The 17,098-nt window shown below is 35.7% G+C and carries 11 protein-coding genes; 4 read left to right on the top strand and 7 right to left on the bottom strand.

Translation table 11 applies throughout. The features are described 5' to 3' along the window. The first annotated feature begins 24 nt into the window (after positions 1-24). Together Bccel_RS21830 and Bccel_RS21835 are read left to right on the top strand one after the other, a co-directional pair. Positions 25-678, top strand: coding sequence for a TetR/AcrR family transcriptional regulator (locus Bccel_RS21830; RefSeq protein ID WP_036944373.1), 654 nt, complete (start codon positions 25-27; stop codon positions 676-678). Between the two features lie 282 nt (positions 679-960). Beyond that, a complete protein-coding gene (locus tag Bccel_RS21835; RefSeq protein ID WP_036944371.1) occupies positions 961-2,655 on the top strand; it encodes a cellulose binding domain-containing protein in 1,695 nt (564 codons plus the stop codon). A gap of 18 nt (positions 2,656-2,673) precedes the next feature. On the opposite strand, the gene Bccel_RS21840 is transcribed toward Bccel_RS21835, so the two are convergent. Continuing rightward, positions 2,674-4,116: an esterase/lipase family protein gene (locus Bccel_RS21840; protein ID WP_036944369.1), complete on the bottom strand. Its 1,443-nt coding sequence runs from the start codon at positions 4,114-4,116 to the stop codon at positions 2,674-2,676. Positions 4,117-4,347: 231 nt separating this feature from the next. Continuing rightward, positions 4,348-6,063: a flavin monoamine oxidase family protein gene (locus tag Bccel_RS21845; RefSeq protein ID WP_036944368.1), complete on the bottom strand. Its 1,716-nt coding sequence runs from the start codon at positions 6,061-6,063 to the stop codon at positions 4,348-4,350. Between the two features lie 640 nt (positions 6,064-6,703). Between Bccel_RS21845 and hpf the strand changes: the two genes are divergently transcribed. Then, complete coding sequence (gene hpf / locus Bccel_RS21850; protein ID WP_036944367.1) at positions 6,704-7,234, top strand: ribosome hibernation-promoting factor, HPF/YfiA family; 531 nt, start codon at positions 6,704-6,706, stop codon at positions 7,232-7,234. 208 nt (positions 7,235-7,442) lie between these two features. Here the strand turns inward: hpf and Bccel_RS21855 are convergent, their stop codons facing one another. Further along, positions 7,443-9,065: an IS1182 family transposase gene (locus Bccel_RS21855; RefSeq protein WP_050753179.1), complete on the bottom strand. Its 1,623-nt coding sequence runs from the start codon at positions 9,063-9,065 to the stop codon at positions 7,443-7,445. Positions 9,066-9,296: 231 nt separating this feature from the next. Between Bccel_RS21855 and Bccel_RS21860 the strand changes: the two genes are divergently transcribed. Beyond that, positions 9,297-11,789, top strand: a complete 2,493-nt coding sequence (locus Bccel_RS21860; RefSeq protein WP_081926714.1) for a UvrD-helicase domain-containing protein — start codon at positions 9,297-9,299, stop codon at positions 11,787-11,789. A gap of 120 nt (positions 11,790-11,909) precedes the next feature. Here the strand turns inward: Bccel_RS21860 and Bccel_RS21865 are convergent, their stop codons facing one another. From Bccel_RS21865 to Bccel_RS21880, 4 genes are all read right to left on the bottom strand, one after another. Further along, positions 11,910-12,446: a tetratricopeptide repeat protein gene (locus tag Bccel_RS21865; RefSeq protein ID WP_036935848.1), complete on the bottom strand. Its 537-nt coding sequence runs from the start codon at positions 12,444-12,446 to the stop codon at positions 11,910-11,912. A gap of 38 nt (positions 12,447-12,484) precedes the next feature. Continuing rightward, positions 12,485-13,105: an HAD-IA family hydrolase gene (locus tag Bccel_RS21870; protein WP_036935846.1), complete on the bottom strand. Its 621-nt coding sequence runs from the start codon at positions 13,103-13,105 to the stop codon at positions 12,485-12,487. A gap of 317 nt (positions 13,106-13,422) precedes the next feature. Beyond that, positions 13,423-16,269, bottom strand: a complete 2,847-nt coding sequence (locus tag Bccel_RS21875) for a phosphodiester glycosidase family protein (protein ID WP_036935844.1) — start codon at positions 16,267-16,269, stop codon at positions 13,423-13,425. Between the two features lie 17 nt (positions 16,270-16,286). Further along, on the bottom strand, positions 16,287-17,006 hold the full coding sequence (locus Bccel_RS21880; protein WP_036935842.1) for a tRNA 2-thiocytidine biosynthesis TtcA family protein: 720 nt from the start codon (positions 17,004-17,006) through the stop codon (positions 16,287-16,289). Between the last annotated feature and the right edge of the window lie 92 nt (positions 17,007-17,098).

Genomic DNA, 17,098 nt, shown 5'->3' on the forward strand with positions numbered 1-17,098 from the left:
TAAGTTACTAAGGAATTGATTCTAATGTCTTCTGATAACATATTGGATAAAATATATGAAAAATCAAAATTATCAAATAAAGAAACTACAAAGCAGCAAAAGATTGTTGAGATAGCTATAAAAATGTTTGCAGAAAAAGGCTATGCCAACACCTCTACCAGTGAGATAGCAAAGGCTGCTGGGGTAGCAGAAGGAACCATATTCAGGCATTATGGAACCAAGGAAAATCTTTTGATGTGGGTTATTACACCTTTTTTAAAGGATTTAATTCCTGTGATTGCCAGGGAATTTATCGAAGGGATAGATAAAGATGCAAAAAGCCTTGAGGAATTTGTACGAATAGTTATTCAAAACAGATATGAATTTATAAATAAAAACCAGGATATCTTTTGCATCGTTGTAAAAGAGTTTTTATATAAAGATGTACTTATAAAAGAGTTCATACCATATATGAGCAATTATGTTCTTGACTTTATATACACTACTCTTGATAAATTTAAAGCAAGCGGAGAGATTATTGATTTACCCAATCCTGTTATTATAAGAATGATACTGACATCGGTATTCGGCTATTTCACTATGCGTTTCCTTCTTCTAAAAGAATATAATATAAGCGGTAAGGAAGAAGAAATAGAACTCTTAACTCGTTTTATAAGCAGGGGGTTAAAAGCCCCCTAATCCATCAAATTTAATATTTTTTATTCTCTTCTTTTATGGTATAATATAAATGAGGCTTAACTCAGTTCCTCATAGTATTACAAATCTTTATTGTTTGCCTGGTATTTCATACAATTATTAAGCAGTATTCTTATAAAACCATTCCTAAATGTTAGCTTGTATTAGGGCATTTCAAAAAATACATTATTCAAATATTTTATGCACAATATCATTAAATTCTGCTTTTAAAACGGCCAATAGCAATCCATAAGGATACCAAAGAGCGGAGGTTATAATTAAATTATGTCTATAAGAATTAATAGAAAATTCGCCAAGACTATCTATGCACTGGCACTCATTATTATTCTTTCAAGTAGTTTATACATAAAAGTATATCCTGCCGGTCCCTCTTTAAAAGTACAAATGTATAATGTTGAAACTAATGCCTCCACAGATTCGATTAAAATCAAGTTCAAGTTGGTAAATAACGGAGTCTCAGCAATAAACTTGCTTAATATGAAACTGAGGTATTATTATTCAGTTAATGGGTATATCAAGCAAAGCTTTAAATGCACTAACTACAGCGGAGGTTCTACTTCATCCGTAACCGGGACATTTATCCCTTTGACTACTGTTAGTTCAACAGCAGATTGCTATCTGGAAATAGGATTTAACAAATCTGACTCACTTGCTTCAGGACAGAACAGGGAATTGTCTATCACCATAAATAAAAATATTAATGAAAATTATTTACAAACAGATGACTATTCCTATAATCCTGTATCAAATTACACCGATTGGAATAAGTCCACTGCTTATATTAGCAACAGTCTTGTTTGGGGAAATGAACCTGTACTTACTACAGTTCTTCCTGATCACTCAATAAAGCTTCAAATGTATAACTTAGATAATGGTGATAGACTTATCTCATTTAATATAAAAATGATAAACAATGGAGCAAAATCTATTGATTTAAGAGATGTAAAATTAGAGTATTACTATACAGTAGATGGCGAGATGTATCAATTGAACCTCTGCTACTGGTATCCATCCGGAAATCCTCTAGGCATCGACATGAACTTGATCAAGTCACCAACCAAGTTAAACAATGTTGACTATATAGCCCAGATAAGATTCACTGCTCTTGCTGGTGAACTAGTACGAGGAGAACAGCGTGAGCTGCAATGTAATTTTTTTAAGCTTACTTTAGGCCGTTATAACACATCAAACGATTACTCTTATAACAATTCAGATTCTTATGTGGACTGGGATAAAATAACTTGCTCCATAGACAATACGAAAACTTGGGGAGTTGACCCATATACCGCATCCTCCTCTACTTCCACGCCCACACCTACTGGAACTTCCACACCAGCAGCATCACCAACTGCTACGAATACACCCGTTATAGCAAATGCTTTATGGCACAATGATGCAATGACCTCCACTGACAAATTTGCTGTGGGTGATAATATCCCAGCTTCATTAGCATTTAAAATAAGTAGAAACTTAAGGTCCCCCATTATTAGTTTGGATATGAACTTAAAAAATGCCACTACCGGACTAAATAGCGGCTTTAAGCTTAAAACATTAGGCAAAAGCTCAATAGATAAACAACATTTTAAAGTGTACGTAAATGACAATCCGAATCCAGTAAACCCCAATGATATTACTACCTCAGAAGTATCATCGGATAATGGGGAAGTACATAAACTTAGGATACAAGTTAATAGAGGTTTTACAGCTGGAGACATAATAAAAATTAATTACAGGGTAAAGCTATCAGCCACAAATACAGTTTATAACTATGGTTTAAGCAAATATATAAAGGACAATGACTATAGCAACAATTATTTAATTACTGATTTTGAGCTGACCGAGTGGACTGAGAACGGCATTACAAAAAAAATCCCTTACACCAAAGACTCGTGTCCTATTCTGGAAAAGCCTAAATTCATAATGAAGATAAGAGCAGAAGATAACTTGATACTATACTAATAATGTCTTAGTCATTCCTTAGTATCCTCTGCTTTTTAAATCTGCCACAATCTCAATGTACTTTTCCCTTACATCAAAGCCCTTGTAGCAATCTTTTCGCAGATCAATGATATCACCATGGGAAATACCCCTGTTATAATTGTTTTTAATAATTCCTTGGAATTCTCCCCATTTGGCGGACTCCACCTCTACTAATCCATCGTTATCCCCTCCTAATACTTTCAATATTAGATATGGGATAGTGAGAACATAATCGCTGAATAAGTTATTCATAACTACAGCATAGCTCTGATAGTATACCTTGTGGGAGTCCTTTATTTCTTCATTAAATTTCCTGCAGTAGTGAGTGGAAATCTGTCTGGTGGATGTAAAAAAGTCGGGGTTTTTATCCCCTATCATTCTGAAATACTTGTCTATAATTTTCCCGGCATTTTGGTGAAACCACTTTGGGAGCCAGTAAATAAAATCAATTATCTTTGACCCCTGATTTGGAACAGCAACTAAAGTCAAAGAAGCAACATGGTCTTCCATTCCCAGTTTACTGATCATATAACGAGCATCCAGGCCTCCCTTAGAATGTGCAATAATATTGACCTTCTCACATCCTGTTTCATCCATTATATCAAATATTTTGTTTTTAATATCCTGTGAATTATACTCTACTGTGCCAAAGGCTTCCTGGTTTCCATAATAAACCTTGGCACCATTTCTAATGAGCTCCTTTGGAATCCTGCCCCAGTAATTTATGTATTTGTAATCCTTGAACCCTATACCATGGATCATTACGAGAGGGTATTTTGTATTACAGACTTGAGATTCTATCCGCATATTGTGCTTGACAACCCTATAGCATTCATGTTCAATCTCTTCCTTTGCAGCACCACATGCATATAACATCACAGGGATATTTACTACAGGGATGAACATAGTGGAAACGGCAATGGTTTTCTTTATTATGTTAATTCTCTTTGAGACTAGTAAAATTCGTATCATTCCGTTTATGTAAAAAATAATCAATATCAAAATGGTGACTATAATATCCATTATCATTATACTCTTTGGTATTTCTGCTTTCTTTATAAAACCTGATGCAAACAAGTAAAATATAATTTGGACAAATCCTGTGTACAAGCTATATAAAACAAGCCGTCTTCCGCCAATTAAGATCCTAACTCTAAATTCATCTATTTCCTTTTTCATATGAGGAAAGAAGTTTGCCTTTAAAAAGATATATGTAAATAAAATAACAACACCAATAGGCAAGGTATTTTCAATAAATCCAAAGTCTATTTTATTGAGCAGTCTATTATCAATAAGGTGTATAATTATTGAAATGTGCGGCAAAAACAATAGAATAAAAGCCATAAAGCCCTTGTGGGTTATATTGATTTTATTGCAAATATCCATAAATATTACAGCTGCCAGTAGTACCGGTATTATGTAAAAAGTAATTAAAAGCATAATGGTCATCCTTGTACCAAGTAATGCCTTATAAATAACTTCATATTCTCAAGGACAAAATCCCAACGATTTAACGGGGTTATGAATAATGAGAATTGGATGTTATTTCTTAGCCATTACTAATCTTATAATATATTAACATAACCATTATAGAACAAGAAACCGTTAAACTGCAATATATATGAAAAGTATTAATGATATTCCATCAATACTTTTCATATTTACAGTTCTTCAAATTTTTGTGTGCCTTTTACATGCATTTGCAAGACAGTTGGCAGCGGCCATACCACTATGCAAGGCACCCTGCATCCATCTATGGACAGCTGATATATGCTCTCCTGCAAAAAACACCCTTTCATTATACTCCGGAATAACCATACCGCAAGAGAATAATTCCTTTTGCCCAGGTGCAAAAAAGCACAATGATCCTCTAAATGTCGGTTGCACATCCCAGTTAACAGTCTTACATTCCTCTACAATACTGTTCAGATAGCCGTTTGGCAACCCATGAACTAGTTCAAGTTGCCTTTTCAAATGATCCATACGTTTATCCTCCGGCAAGGCTGATAAACGAATAGCATCCATACCAATACTATAGGAGCCCGTCATAACCCCAGGCTGATTATAAGGTAGATTTCTTATACCTCCAGGCATGTTAATATACTTCAGATGATCTGATGGGTACCATATGGTACTTGCCGGTAAGTCGGTATAGGACGCACCTCCCACTATTCCCTCCCTTTCCCAAAAGCGTTCTTTGCATAATAACAGAGTCTTTTGTGCAGAAACGTAATTAACTTCCTTGATAGCCCTCATTTTAATGTTGCTGAACAAAGGATTTATATGTACATTTCTCAATGATGAGAACGGAATTGCACATACAATATAATCAAATGCTTCATTTACCTTTACCCCTGACTTTGATATCTCATAGCTAAGCCTTATTTTATTGAAAGACTTGTCATAATGTATACCGTCTACCCAACATCCCGGCTTTAATGTAAACTTACCAAGATAATTTGTATCAACTCCACTATGATCTCCAAAAGCATCTGCATTTGTGAGAGATTTGCAGAATGCATCCACAAGCCTTGCTGCTCCTCCTGGTATCTCATATAGATATGAAAGGTCTGCAGGATAGCCTTCTTGAATAAAATCAATATAACTGTTGTATATGTTTCCACTAAGAAGAGTTGAGAAATTTGTTACAATGCTTATAGCACCTTGACTTAGCCCCATTGATGCCATCATTTTTAGGTTATCCACATCACTAAATAATAGTGTTTTTTCACTATAAGCAGCTTTGACTTGAAGAATTTCCGATCTTACTTCAGGTGATGCCATTAAAAGCGGACTTTCAGTTCCTGTATAATAAAGCTTCTGCCAGCTTGTTGTCCGTTCCCATGGATATAACTCATATTTCGGGTATATATGCTTCATTACTCCAACTCCTCCAGGGTCATTCCTCACCCTGGTATCTCTTAGATAGACATATGCATTGTTATCCACCTGTAAAAATGTCCTTGTTGGAAGTCCAAATAAATTTATATAATGCCAAACAGTCTCATGAGAAACAGGAATTCTCATGGGTCCGAATTCTCCGTATAGATTTTTGTTCTTGTCAAAGTAATATGTATATACCCTTCCACCTATTCTATTATCCAGTGCCTCATATAGTGTTATATCAAATCCCAGCTTTAAAAGTTCAAATGCAGATGCAAGTCCAGCCAACCCCCCACCGATTATCCCCACCCTTACACCCTTGAATTGCCCTGGTCTTGCATAATTAGTTATGGATGGAGGAGGTTGCATAAGCTTCATTATATAACTGAAATCCTCAGGCCGTCCTTTTTCCTTGAGTGCATGATACGTTAGAAAATATCTTTCGGAATCGCTAGGATTATCAGGTTGCAAAGGATAGAATGAATATTGGCTGTTTAAGCTCATTTTAAGACCTCCCAATTTAATCAATTTCTTTATATCTATTCATGATATATTTTTTTTATATATGATTTTTTAATGGATTTTCACCCCTACTTATCCACAGGTAAAACAAGCCTATTTAAGTTATTCACAGATTTATACACATTATCCACAGTTTTTTCACATGCAAAACAAACATTTTGTGGGTTGAATGGCATCACCTTCACCATTTATTGGCAAACCCGTAACCCCTCTGGGACATGCACTATAGGCCTATTGTAAAAAAGTCAAGAGTGATTTGGAGGTTGGGTTTTATTACCATGGTGAAAATGTGGATAACTTTTATTAACATGTAGTTTTTTACAATTAACTTTTACAATTAATTTTTGTATTTTGTAATTAATTTTTAGGTTCAAAGCTTTAGTAGAAGGATTTATTGAGTAAGTGTAGAATATTAAATATATAGGATTTAATTTTAACCAATAAGTATCTACATCAAAGGGGGAGTTGCAAAATTCATTTAATCTTATTCAGCCATCAGGCTATCAAAAAACCGGACATATTTCTGTTTAAAATCAGTCAAAGTTGGTAATCTATATAATATTATATAAAAGATTTAATGTAGATATACCACAAATCCCAATATGAAAGGGGCTGCGTGTTTATGAAATTCATTATAAGTGGTAAAAATATCGAAGTAACTGCTGCTTTAAAAGAAATGGTAATCAAAAAAATCGGAAGACTTGAAAAGTTTTTTCATCCTAATACAGAGGTGCACGCTACAATGAGCGTGGAAAAAATGAGACATATTCTTGAAGTTACCATATCCTCCAATGGCCTTATTTTAAGGGCTGAAGAATCAACAGGTGATATGTATACTTCTATAGATAAAGTTGTAGATGTAATTGAAAGGCAAATAGTAAAAAATAAAACTAGGCTTGAAAAGAAACTGAAGGCTGAAGCTTTGAAAGCAGAAAATGTTCCATCTTTTGCTGAAGTTGAGGAAGAAAGTGACTATAAAGTATTGCGCTCCAAGAAATTTGCAATAAAGCCTATGGCTATTGAAGAGGCAATACTGCAAATGAATCTTTTAGGCCATGAGTTCTTTATGTTTTCAAATGCCGATACAAATCAGGTTAATGTTGTTTATAGAAGAAAAGATGGAAATTACGGCTTAATTGAGCCTGAGTTCTAAATTAAATGCTATTAATATTTTAACAATAAATTATTTTAAAGCAAAGGGGCTGTTGCAATTACGATTTATAATCGTAGTACAACGCCCCATTTCTATAATGATAGTGAAATATTTTAACCAAAATATTATATTCTTTTTCTTTCTTTTGAAAAAAGAGTATAGCAAATAAAGCTTACTGATTTATGCTCTTTATTATAAACATTTTTATCTAAGCTGTTTTTAATGGATGTAAATATGTAGAACATCGTTCTGACTGAATTTTGTTGTGCAGTTTGTTTACATTATGAGCTAAGCCAAGAAGAATACATTCTGCCAAGATATTCTTTTTCCCTTTACACAAAAAACGTCTGAATCCCATATCTTGTTTTATTTCTCCAAAAGCACCTTCAGACTGAATACTTCGGTTCATTCTGAGCTCTTTTCCCTCATCACTAAGGATTCTGGTTATCGCTGCCTCACGTTTTTGCTGAAATAGTTTTGAAACTTCAAGATGCTTGGTTCGTTCTTCCAATGGCTTTTTGCTGTTTCCCTTAATGCATTTTGATTTAATAGGGCATTGAGTGCAATCTTCACATGTATAACAGGTTTTCTCACTTCTATAGCCAGTCTTGCTTTTGCTGAATTTAATCCCTGTGGCTACAAGCTTTTTACCGCTGCTACATATATAAAAGTCGTTTTCTTTGTCATAGCTCATATTTTCCTTCCTACTGATATCAGTTTTATATTTCCGTGTCTTACTAATTTCATAATTGGAAGGTTTGATAAAAGCAAGCTGACCGTTCTCATCGAGATAGACGTAGTTTTCCTCACTTTCATAGCCTGAGTCTGCAACTATATTTCTGTAAGTATACTTCAAACGACTCTTTATGCTGTCTAAAAATGGTATTAGCGTGGTTGTATCTGTAGGCTGTGGTCCAGCACTAATCCATACTATATATTCAGCATCTACCCCAAACTGAATGTTGTAGCCGGGTTTTAGTTGCCCATTCTTCATAGCATCTTCTTTCATCCTCATGAAGGTTGCATCAGGGTCTGTCTTTGAATAGCTATTTCTATCCCCCATAAGATGCAGATGCTTATTATATTTCTTGAGCCTTGATATGTATTCATCCAGCTGTTCAAATGTTTTTTGGAGAGGAGATTTTCTTTTTCCTATACCAGAGACAAATTGAATATCTTCATCGTTTTTTATTTTGCAAAGTTTTCGTCTGAGCTTTTTCAAATGGTGCATCTTGATTTCTTCACCATATAAAATCTTAAATCCAAAATTCTCTTCTGTTTGTTTTAAAAAAGTTGGGAGCTTATCCATCAGTTTTTTCTGATTCTTAGTGACAGAACCTTTCCAGACAAAAGTATATTTATTTGATGCAGCTTCAAGCTTTGTCCCATCAATAAATAGATTTTTCATTGAAATTTCTTTGTTTTCAGCAAGCATCTGCGTAAACTGTGCCAAAAGATTTTCTGAAACAGGTGCAAAATGAATACTTCTGAATCTTGCAATTGTTGTATAATCCGGAGCAGGCGAGCCTTCAAGAAGGTACATATAATTAATGTCCCGCTTGCAGGCTCTTTCGATTTTCCTTGTAGAATAATTACTATTCATATAAGCATATAGCATGATCTTCAGCATCTGTGTTGGGGTTGCTTGTTTTTTCCTTAAACGGGAATAAGTCTTATATAATTCTGATAAATTCATCTCCTCTACAATTTGACCCAGCAACCTTACAGAATCATCATTCGGAATCATACATTCAACATTTAACGGCAATTTTAATTGATAGAAACCACCGTGCGTAGTATAATCTTTATGTGTTAAATTTTTTACTAGCATAAAAATATTTTACACCTTTTGCCGGACTTTGAATAGTCTGGCAATTGTTTTTTGCAAGTAAAAAGGGCTCCTACACTAATTTCTTAGTGCAACAGCCCCTTTTGCTTTAAGTAGAATAAAAACTATGTTATACTAAATGGGTTATCCATATTAAAAGTGACAAATGTAAGATTATTAATACTTTTAATAAATAATTTTTGTAAATCCATATATTGCGAAGGTGATTAAATAATGATATCCGGTGAGAACAACATAAAGGAATTCCTAACTATAAGAAATAAACTTATTGAGTCCCAGTACATTAATTTGAATGATAAGCAAAGAGAAGCCGTTTATACAATAAACGGCCCGGTTCTCATTTTAGCTGGTGCCGGTTCAGGAAAAACAACTGTCCTTGTCAATAGAATTGCACACATGATAAGGTTTGGAGATTCATTTAAGAGTGACCACATTCCGGCATATGCCGTAGATGATGATCTGGAGATGCTTAGGAACATTGTAAATAGCCTTGCCCCCAATAAAAAAGCAGAGCTTTCCGAAGATGCCGTCAGAGTGCTAAGAGGACGCACAGTACATCCCGCAAGCATTTTAGCTATTACATTTACCAATAAGGCTGCAAAAGAAATGCGGGAAAGAATTGAGAGGCTCATGGGCTCCATGGGTGAAGGCATGTGGATAGGAACCTTTCACTCAACATGTGTTAAAATTCTAAGAAGAAATATCAATAAACTAGGCTTTGACAATAGCTTTGTTATTTATGATACTGCCGATCAGTTAACAGTTATAAAGGACTGCTTAAAGGAGCTTAACCTTAATGAAAAGAACTTCCCACCAAAAGGCATGCTTGATGCTATAGGACGAGCAAAGGATGAGCTTATTGACAGCAGAACTTACAGCAAGATGTATCAGGCAGATTTTAGGATGAGTAAAATAGCATCAATTTATGAACTTTACCAGAAAAAGCTGTTTCAAAACAATGCTCTTGACTTTGATGACATAATAATAATGACAATTAAGCTTTTTGTAGAGCATGAAGATGTTCTGGATTATTACCAAAAGAAGTTCAGATATATTTTAGTGGACGAGTATCAGGATACAAATACGGCACAATACACCCTGATAAGCCTTTTGGCACAAGGCAACAGGAATCTGTGCGTAGTGGGTGATGATGACCAGTCAATTTATGGTTGGAGAGGTGCTAACATCAGAAATATACTGGACTTTGAAAAGGAGTTTAAAGATTGTAAGACCATTAAACTGGAGCAAAACTACAGATCAACCCAGTTGATACTGGATGCAGCAAACAATGTTATCAAAAACAACACCGGCAGAAAAAACAAAAGCCTTTGGACCGAAACCTTAGAAGGGCCTAAAATTCAATATTATCAAGGCTCCAACGAGTATCAGGAAGCTTCCTTTGTAGCTTCTGAGATTAAAAGGCTGTCTACAATTGAAAACACCAACTACAAAGACTTTGCAATCCTATACAGGGTAAATGCCCAATCCCGTATCATAGAAGAAATGCTTATGCGTGAATCCATACCTTATAAGATTTTTGGGGGCTTGAGATTCTATGACAGGAAAGAAATTAAGGACATACTTGCATATTTGAGGGTTATTCAAAATCCTTCGGATAACATAAGCCTTAAAAGAATTATAAATGTTCCTAAAAGAGGTATAGGAAACACCACTGTAGATACTGCGGAAGAAGCAGCAAACCAGAGAAGCTGCAGTATTTTCAGCGTAATTGATTCTGCTTCAAGCGTTCCCGAGCTTCAGAGAGCCGCTTCAAAACTGGAAGGCTTTGTAAGCCTTATTAGCCGTTTTAGGATATTGAAGGATGAAATAACCGTTTCTAAGCTAATTGAAGAAGTGATAAAACAGTCGGGTATAATGGATGAGCTAAAAGCTGAAAATACAGTTGAAGCACAAACCAGGATTGAAAATATACAGGAACTTATATCGGGTGCTATAGAATTTGAAGAAAGGGAAGAGGACAAGAGCCTTGGAGCCTATCTCTCCGGAATTTCTCTTGTTGCAGATATTGATAAGCTTGAAGAGGAGCAAAATAATGTTGTGCTTATGACACTTCACAGTGCAAAGGGTCTTGAATTCCCAGCGGTTTTTCTGGTAGGCATGGAAGAGGGCATATTCCCCGGTTATCGTGCCATAACGGATGAAAGTGAGCTGGAAGAAGAACGAAGACTTTGCTATGTTGGAATAACCAGATCTAAAAAGTGGCTTTACATGACAAGCACTTTAAGCCGTACATTATTTGGAAATACAACTTACAATAAGGCCTCCAGGTTTTTAAACGAAATTCCGGCGGAGCTTATAGAAGGCTATGGGAGACCTGCAAGCAGACAAGCTTCCACTTTGAAAACCAGTATCACAGGCAATAGCGTAAATTCAGGTTTTCCAAGACAGATCAATAGCATACAAAAAGATTCAGGTATTTTAAGGCAAATTAACAGTGTTCAAAAGGACTCCACCACCTCAAGCTTTAACAGAACCTATAATCCTAACACTGCAAGCCCTTCTAAGCCCACCGGCTCCAATTCAGCATTCAGTGTTGGGGACAAAGTTGAACATAAAAAGTTCGGTGTAGGTATTATTACCGGTGTGGAAAAAGAAAAGGATGATTTCAAATTGGAAATACACTTTAAGGGTGCTGGAATGAAAAGGCTTATGGCCGCATTCGCCAACCTCACAAAAATAAGTTAATATTAAGAAATTATGGTGAAGAATACACTATAATTTCTTAAACATTCAAAAGTGACTTTGCCGAAAACTTACGGCAAAGTCACTTTTTATGTGGAAAATCTTATTTGTAACTTATTTTAATTATTTTCTATCTCCTACAAGCTTTTCAAGCTCCTGGATTCGCTTATCTGCATCTTCCCTATACCTTGATCCTGTTGCACCTGCATATTTGAACTCATTTATAGCCTGCTCATATTTCTTCATATCAGTATATATAAGTCCCAACAAGAAATGCCCGCTAGGAGTGTTTATGGTAAGTATCTTATTTGCATAATCTATAGCTGCACCGAAATTTCTTTGATAGCACTCACTTATACCCATCTCCCAATATACATCCACTTCTGTTTCCTTATCAATTTTCATTGAAAGAATTTCATTGCCTATATTTTTAGCTTCTTGCCACTTTCTTTCATCAATAAATTTTTCCATCTTAGTCATTTTTTCATCGACCACTTCTTTATCAGCAGCATTGCCGTGCAGGTTTAAAATACCGGCAACTATTACAACAGCAACTATAATTACAAATATCATACCTGCTATAAATGCAGCCATCATAGGCGGTCTTTTCGAATCAGTCTTTTTACCTTTAGACTTTTTCCCATTAGTATTTTTTTTCATAGCCTACCTCTTCCCCAAATGTAAAATTATTAATACTCTCATAATAAATCCAATATTTCTTTTGGAGTATTTACCATAAAATCAGGGCTATGGGATTTTAAAACATCCCCAATATCAAACCCCCAAGTCACAGCGATTATTTTAACCAGACACTTTTTACAGGCCTGTATGTCCCTAACCTCATCACCAATATATAAGGTTTCAGTCTTATCCATTTTGCATTTACTTATATATCTTGAAATGGAAACGTCCTTGCCAAAAAGACCTTTAGCTGAGTGAATATCATCAAAAATTTTAATACCTGACTTGTGAAAGTATTCTCTAATAGTACTTTCCGAATTGGAAGAAATCACACTAAGCTTAATGTTTCTTTCCTTCAATTTGTAAAGCACTTCCTCCATCCCTTCAATTAATTCAAGGTTATTCAAATGACTTTTATATCTTTTTAGCACCCCGGCCATTAGCACTTGAATTTTGTAAAAAGGTATGCCCAGATATTTTGCCTTATCGATATATGAAAGCCTGCTTAAATGCTCCAAGTCATGCTCGGTTATGGGTTTAAATTTGTTTTTTTCTGCAATTTCATTGTACAAATTCATAGTAAGATTTTTGCTGTCTACTATTGTTCCATCAAAATCAAAAATTATATTCTTTATCATAAGCTGCCTTAACCTGATTGAATAATCCCAATCAATAAAATTATTATATCAACATTATATAATAACTACTGTACTAAGGCAAACAATATCTGTTAATAGTAATGCTGCTGTATACATCATGATTTTCCAGACATTTAAAAAAGAGGACAAGGCTCATTTCCCCATATTATATTTATTTTAAGCGATGGATATTTAGTCATGATAAAAAAAATAACTTCCACTATCAATTTCGCTCGCGTATTGACTTAAATCGTCAACACATGCGTAGAAAGCGGAAGTTATTTATCATTCATGCCTTAAATTATTCTCTTATCATCTTATACCGACGGTTTAAATTCGTAGCTTACATCTTTGCCATTAACTGTTATTAACAGGTATTTAGCTTTGGATGCCGCATTTGAAGAGTTTAATCCCGTTAATTCATAACCTGTTGTGGAGAAATACTTTACTCCATTTTCTGTTATAGTTGAGTTTGAGCCGTTTTTATATATTACCCAAACATTTTTTCCTTTAGTTTTATGATATTCTGAAAGTGTGTCCCTAAACAAGTTACCTTCCAATTTGTCTGAGAAATTCTTTGGGGAATCGGACATGAAAATAAATACATTATCACCTGTATAAGAATTTAATTTGTCCATAAACCATTTCCACTGCCCCGAATCACTTAGTCTAAGGCCTTTTTTTGATGTATCCAATTGTATAAGCCTGACACCCTTGTAGTCCATTGCCTTGTAATTCTTGCTTGTGGTTATTGTCTGTGCCTTTATTTTTTCAGTCATTTTGTGTGTCCCACTGCCAACTATAACAGCCATATCGGACATATCCTTGCTTACTGCCTGTGTAAATCTCTGAGTAATCAGCTTTTGCAGTATTGTCTTAGGTTCTGCTGATTGACCAAATACGCTTAAGCGGAAAGATTTTGATGATTTTTTAAATGCAACCGCCTTATTTGCAGGATCTTTATACTCGGTATTTTCAGGAATTTTAACTTGGTCAAGCAAAGGATAAGAAGATGTCACAGCGGTAAGATCATCAAGATATATAACCCCTGTGTCTGATACTGGATTTACCTGTGCAAGATATATCTTTGTAAGACGTGCCGGCATCTTTATACCTGCAAGGGATGTTTCAAGGTATTTCCAACCATCCCAGTTCATATCCTTTGTAAACTCCAGTATCTGCTTACTTCCAGCTGAGTCATATAATTCAGCTCTAAGCCAATTTGATACTGTGTGGTTATTATAAACCCATATACCCAATTTCTCTGCATTCTCAGCTAAAGCCATACCCTTGTCGGGATAAACCATATATGCCGCTCTGGTACCCTCTGTACTGGAGAAATCATAAGTAAGCCTTCCTGAATAAGAGCCTGTCTTGGCAAAATCACCTGAAGGCTCATAAGAACCTGGTAACCCTGCCGGGCTTGACAGGTATGTTCCATTGAACTGCTCAAAGTTATCAATAACCGTGCTGTTATTAGTAGCTACAGATACACCGCAGTAAGCATGCACACTTCCAACCGATGCATCTATATATCCTGCCCCCTGGGTGGAGGCATTAAAAACGCCTTCATTAAAGCTCCCTATACCTCCATTTACAGACCATTTCACATCAGCCGGATTGATTGTCGTTGTATATCCATCCTTGTCCATGCCTGTAACAGTGAATGTCCTGGTACCGTTTAGCGGTACTTTTACTGTATCTACATTCAAACTTATCTCAACAGGACTTTCAAGAACCTGAACTTCAAGGGTGGAGCTTATCTTTCCCATAGTTGCTTTAATAACTGCCTTACCCGATGATTTTGGGTAAAATGTGCTTCCGATAAAATCTCCCTTTACTCCTGTAACACTAAATGTAACCTGGCTTTTATCTATATCAATAGGATTTAAATATCTGTCATATCCCATTACGTTAATACTTCTGGATGTATTTACAAAAACATTTTTATCCGCAGCGTCTATAATAAGTCCATCAAGCTCAGCAGTCGGAGCAACAGAAAATACCCCTAACCCGGCTGCTATAGATCTTTGTGCACCATCCGAAGGACTGTTTACTAAGGAAACCTTTGTATCGCCCTGATGACGTGCAACCATGGTTGTTGAACCGCCTCCGTCAAAGTTCAATGCATTGTATGCTCCAAGCTCAAGCATAAGCTTTGCCAATTCAGTCTGGTCCATTCCAACTCCAAGATTTTGCCTTCCATCTAAAGCAACCATTATAAGCTGTTTCCCGTCTTTAGTGCAGCCAACAGCTGTTCTAGGCTGTTTACCTCCCATATTTATAGAAAATTTTGATGGAATCTTTCCGTCTTTTAAAAGAATTGCACTACCTGTCATAGCTACCGCCATAGAACTCCAGTCAGGTGTTGTGTTAATTGAAAGCTTCACTTCATCACCCATATTGAAATTGCTGGTTATGGCAGGCCCATTGCTGCCTGTAGTCACAATAACATACCCGTTTTGGGGAATTTCAACAGCAGGCTGTGCAAATCTCATATCTGCAATTTTTCCATCAACAACCACAACTTCGAACATTTCAGGATACTTTTCAGATGAACCTATAGACATCTTTCCCCATCGCCTGTCCAGCACAATTATATCCTTGTAGTTCAATCTGCTTGGCTTATTAAACTGTGCAACATTAACTTGTTTTCCATTTGGTGCAACAAGCTTTATATTAGTCTTCCAATAATCGAAAAATACTTTATTTGCATTATCTATGGATATTGATGCCATATTATTACCGGTGCTGTTATATCCGGTTTGAGCACTTATTACCTTGCCGGACTCAATAATTGTCCCGTCAACATATCCCTGGCCATTTCCCTCTCCCCAATTGAAGAAGCTTGAATTTATGGCTGCCACTGCTCCTCTTGCTTCCGCAAGGGTTTTTAACTGTGCCAGCTTCATTGCCGAATCAGTATTTGTCAAAGAATCTATTTTTATATTTGGGTTACCCAAATCAATTCTCAATACATTTATGGTCTGCCAACCATCGGTAGTAAACTTTGTAATCTTCTCCAAAGTAGCACCTGATGTGATATTTTCCTTTACAGATTTCTGGTATATAATAGCCGGATCTGCAGAAGCGTAATTTACAGGTATGAGAAATAATACAGCAATTGTTGTGTATAAAGCCACTAGCTTTCTTATGTAATTCATCTTGATTCCACTCCTTTTCATTCTTTCCAACCATCAATTCCCGATCTCTTAATAGCACCGAAAATATTTGATTTGATATCCCTTTTTTCTTTTGTCATTTCCTTTAACATGTTTTTTATGTCTTCCCTCTTGGTGTAGCCATCAATGTGACATGGACTTTTAACCGTTTTAATACCATATTCTTTAATAAATGCCTTTACTTCCTTTTCCTCAGTATAAATAAGGGGTCTTATCATATGAATATCCTTGCGGTCAAGATAGGTCACAGGCGAGAATGTGTGTAAACGGCCCTCATAAAAAGTACTGAGCAAAAGGGTTTCTATAACATCATCCCTATGGTGTGCCAATGCAATTTTGTTGCATTCAAGTGCCTTCGTAATATTGTGAAGAGCTCCACGCTTCATATTTGCACAAAGAGAGCATGGATTTTTTTCTTGTCGTTCTTCAAATATTATCTTTCCTATTAGAGTCTCTTCAATAGTATAATTAACCCCTATACTTTTGCACAATTCTCTAACAGGTGTAAGATCAAACTCACCAATTCCCATGGTAATAGTGATCGCTTCCAGGTGAAATTTTTCCGGATAAAACTCCTGTAGCCGCCTTAATGCAACAAGCAGGGTCAAACTATCCTTGCCACCCGATACTCCTACCGCTATTCTATCACCTTCCTTAATCATGTTATAATCTTGTATTGCTCGTCTTACCTGACCTAAAATCCTCTTAATATAGAACACCTCTTTAAAATTTGACTGTATAACAAATTAATTGTACAGGGGGGGGTGGAATCCCCCTCTATATTATAATTCATATGCTTGCACGGTTCAAT

This window comes from Pseudobacteroides cellulosolvens ATCC 35603 = DSM 2933 (assembly GCF_001262605.1).
In the GTDB taxonomy this organism is placed as follows: Bacteria; Bacillota; Clostridia; order Acetivibrionales; family DSM-2933; genus Pseudobacteroides; species Pseudobacteroides cellulosolvens.

Excerpts from the sequence above, each read along its gene's own strand:
- Bccel_RS21830 (WP_036944373.1), top strand. The coding sequence starts at position 25 with ATGTCTTCTGATAACATATTGGATAAAATATATGAAAAATCAAAATTA.
- Bccel_RS21835 (WP_036944371.1), top strand. The coding sequence starts at position 961 with ATGTCTATAAGAATTAATAGAAAATTCGCCAAGACTATCTATGCACTG.
- Bccel_RS21840 (WP_036944369.1), bottom strand. The coding sequence starts at position 4,116 with ATGCTTTTAATTACTTTTTACATAATACCGGTACTACTGGCAGCTGTA.
- Bccel_RS21845 (WP_036944368.1), bottom strand. The coding sequence starts at position 6,063 with ATGAGCTTAAACAGCCAATATTCATTCTATCCTTTGCAACCTGATAAT.
- hpf (WP_036944367.1), top strand. The coding sequence starts at position 6,704 with ATGAAATTCATTATAAGTGGTAAAAATATCGAAGTAACTGCTGCTTTA.
- Bccel_RS21855 (WP_050753179.1), bottom strand. The coding sequence starts at position 9,065 with ATGCTAGTAAAAAATTTAACACATAAAGATTATACTACGCACGGTGGT.
- Bccel_RS21860 (WP_081926714.1), top strand. The coding sequence starts at position 9,297 with ATGATATCCGGTGAGAACAACATAAAGGAATTCCTAACTATAAGAAAT.
- Bccel_RS21865 (WP_036935848.1), bottom strand. The coding sequence starts at position 12,446 with ATGAAAAAAAATACTAATGGGAAAAAGTCTAAAGGTAAAAAGACTGAT.
- Bccel_RS21870 (WP_036935846.1), bottom strand. The coding sequence starts at position 13,105 with ATGATAAAGAATATAATTTTTGATTTTGATGGAACAATAGTAGACAGC.
- Bccel_RS21875 (WP_036935844.1), bottom strand. The coding sequence starts at position 16,269 with ATGAATTACATAAGAAAGCTAGTGGCTTTATACACAACAATTGCTGTA.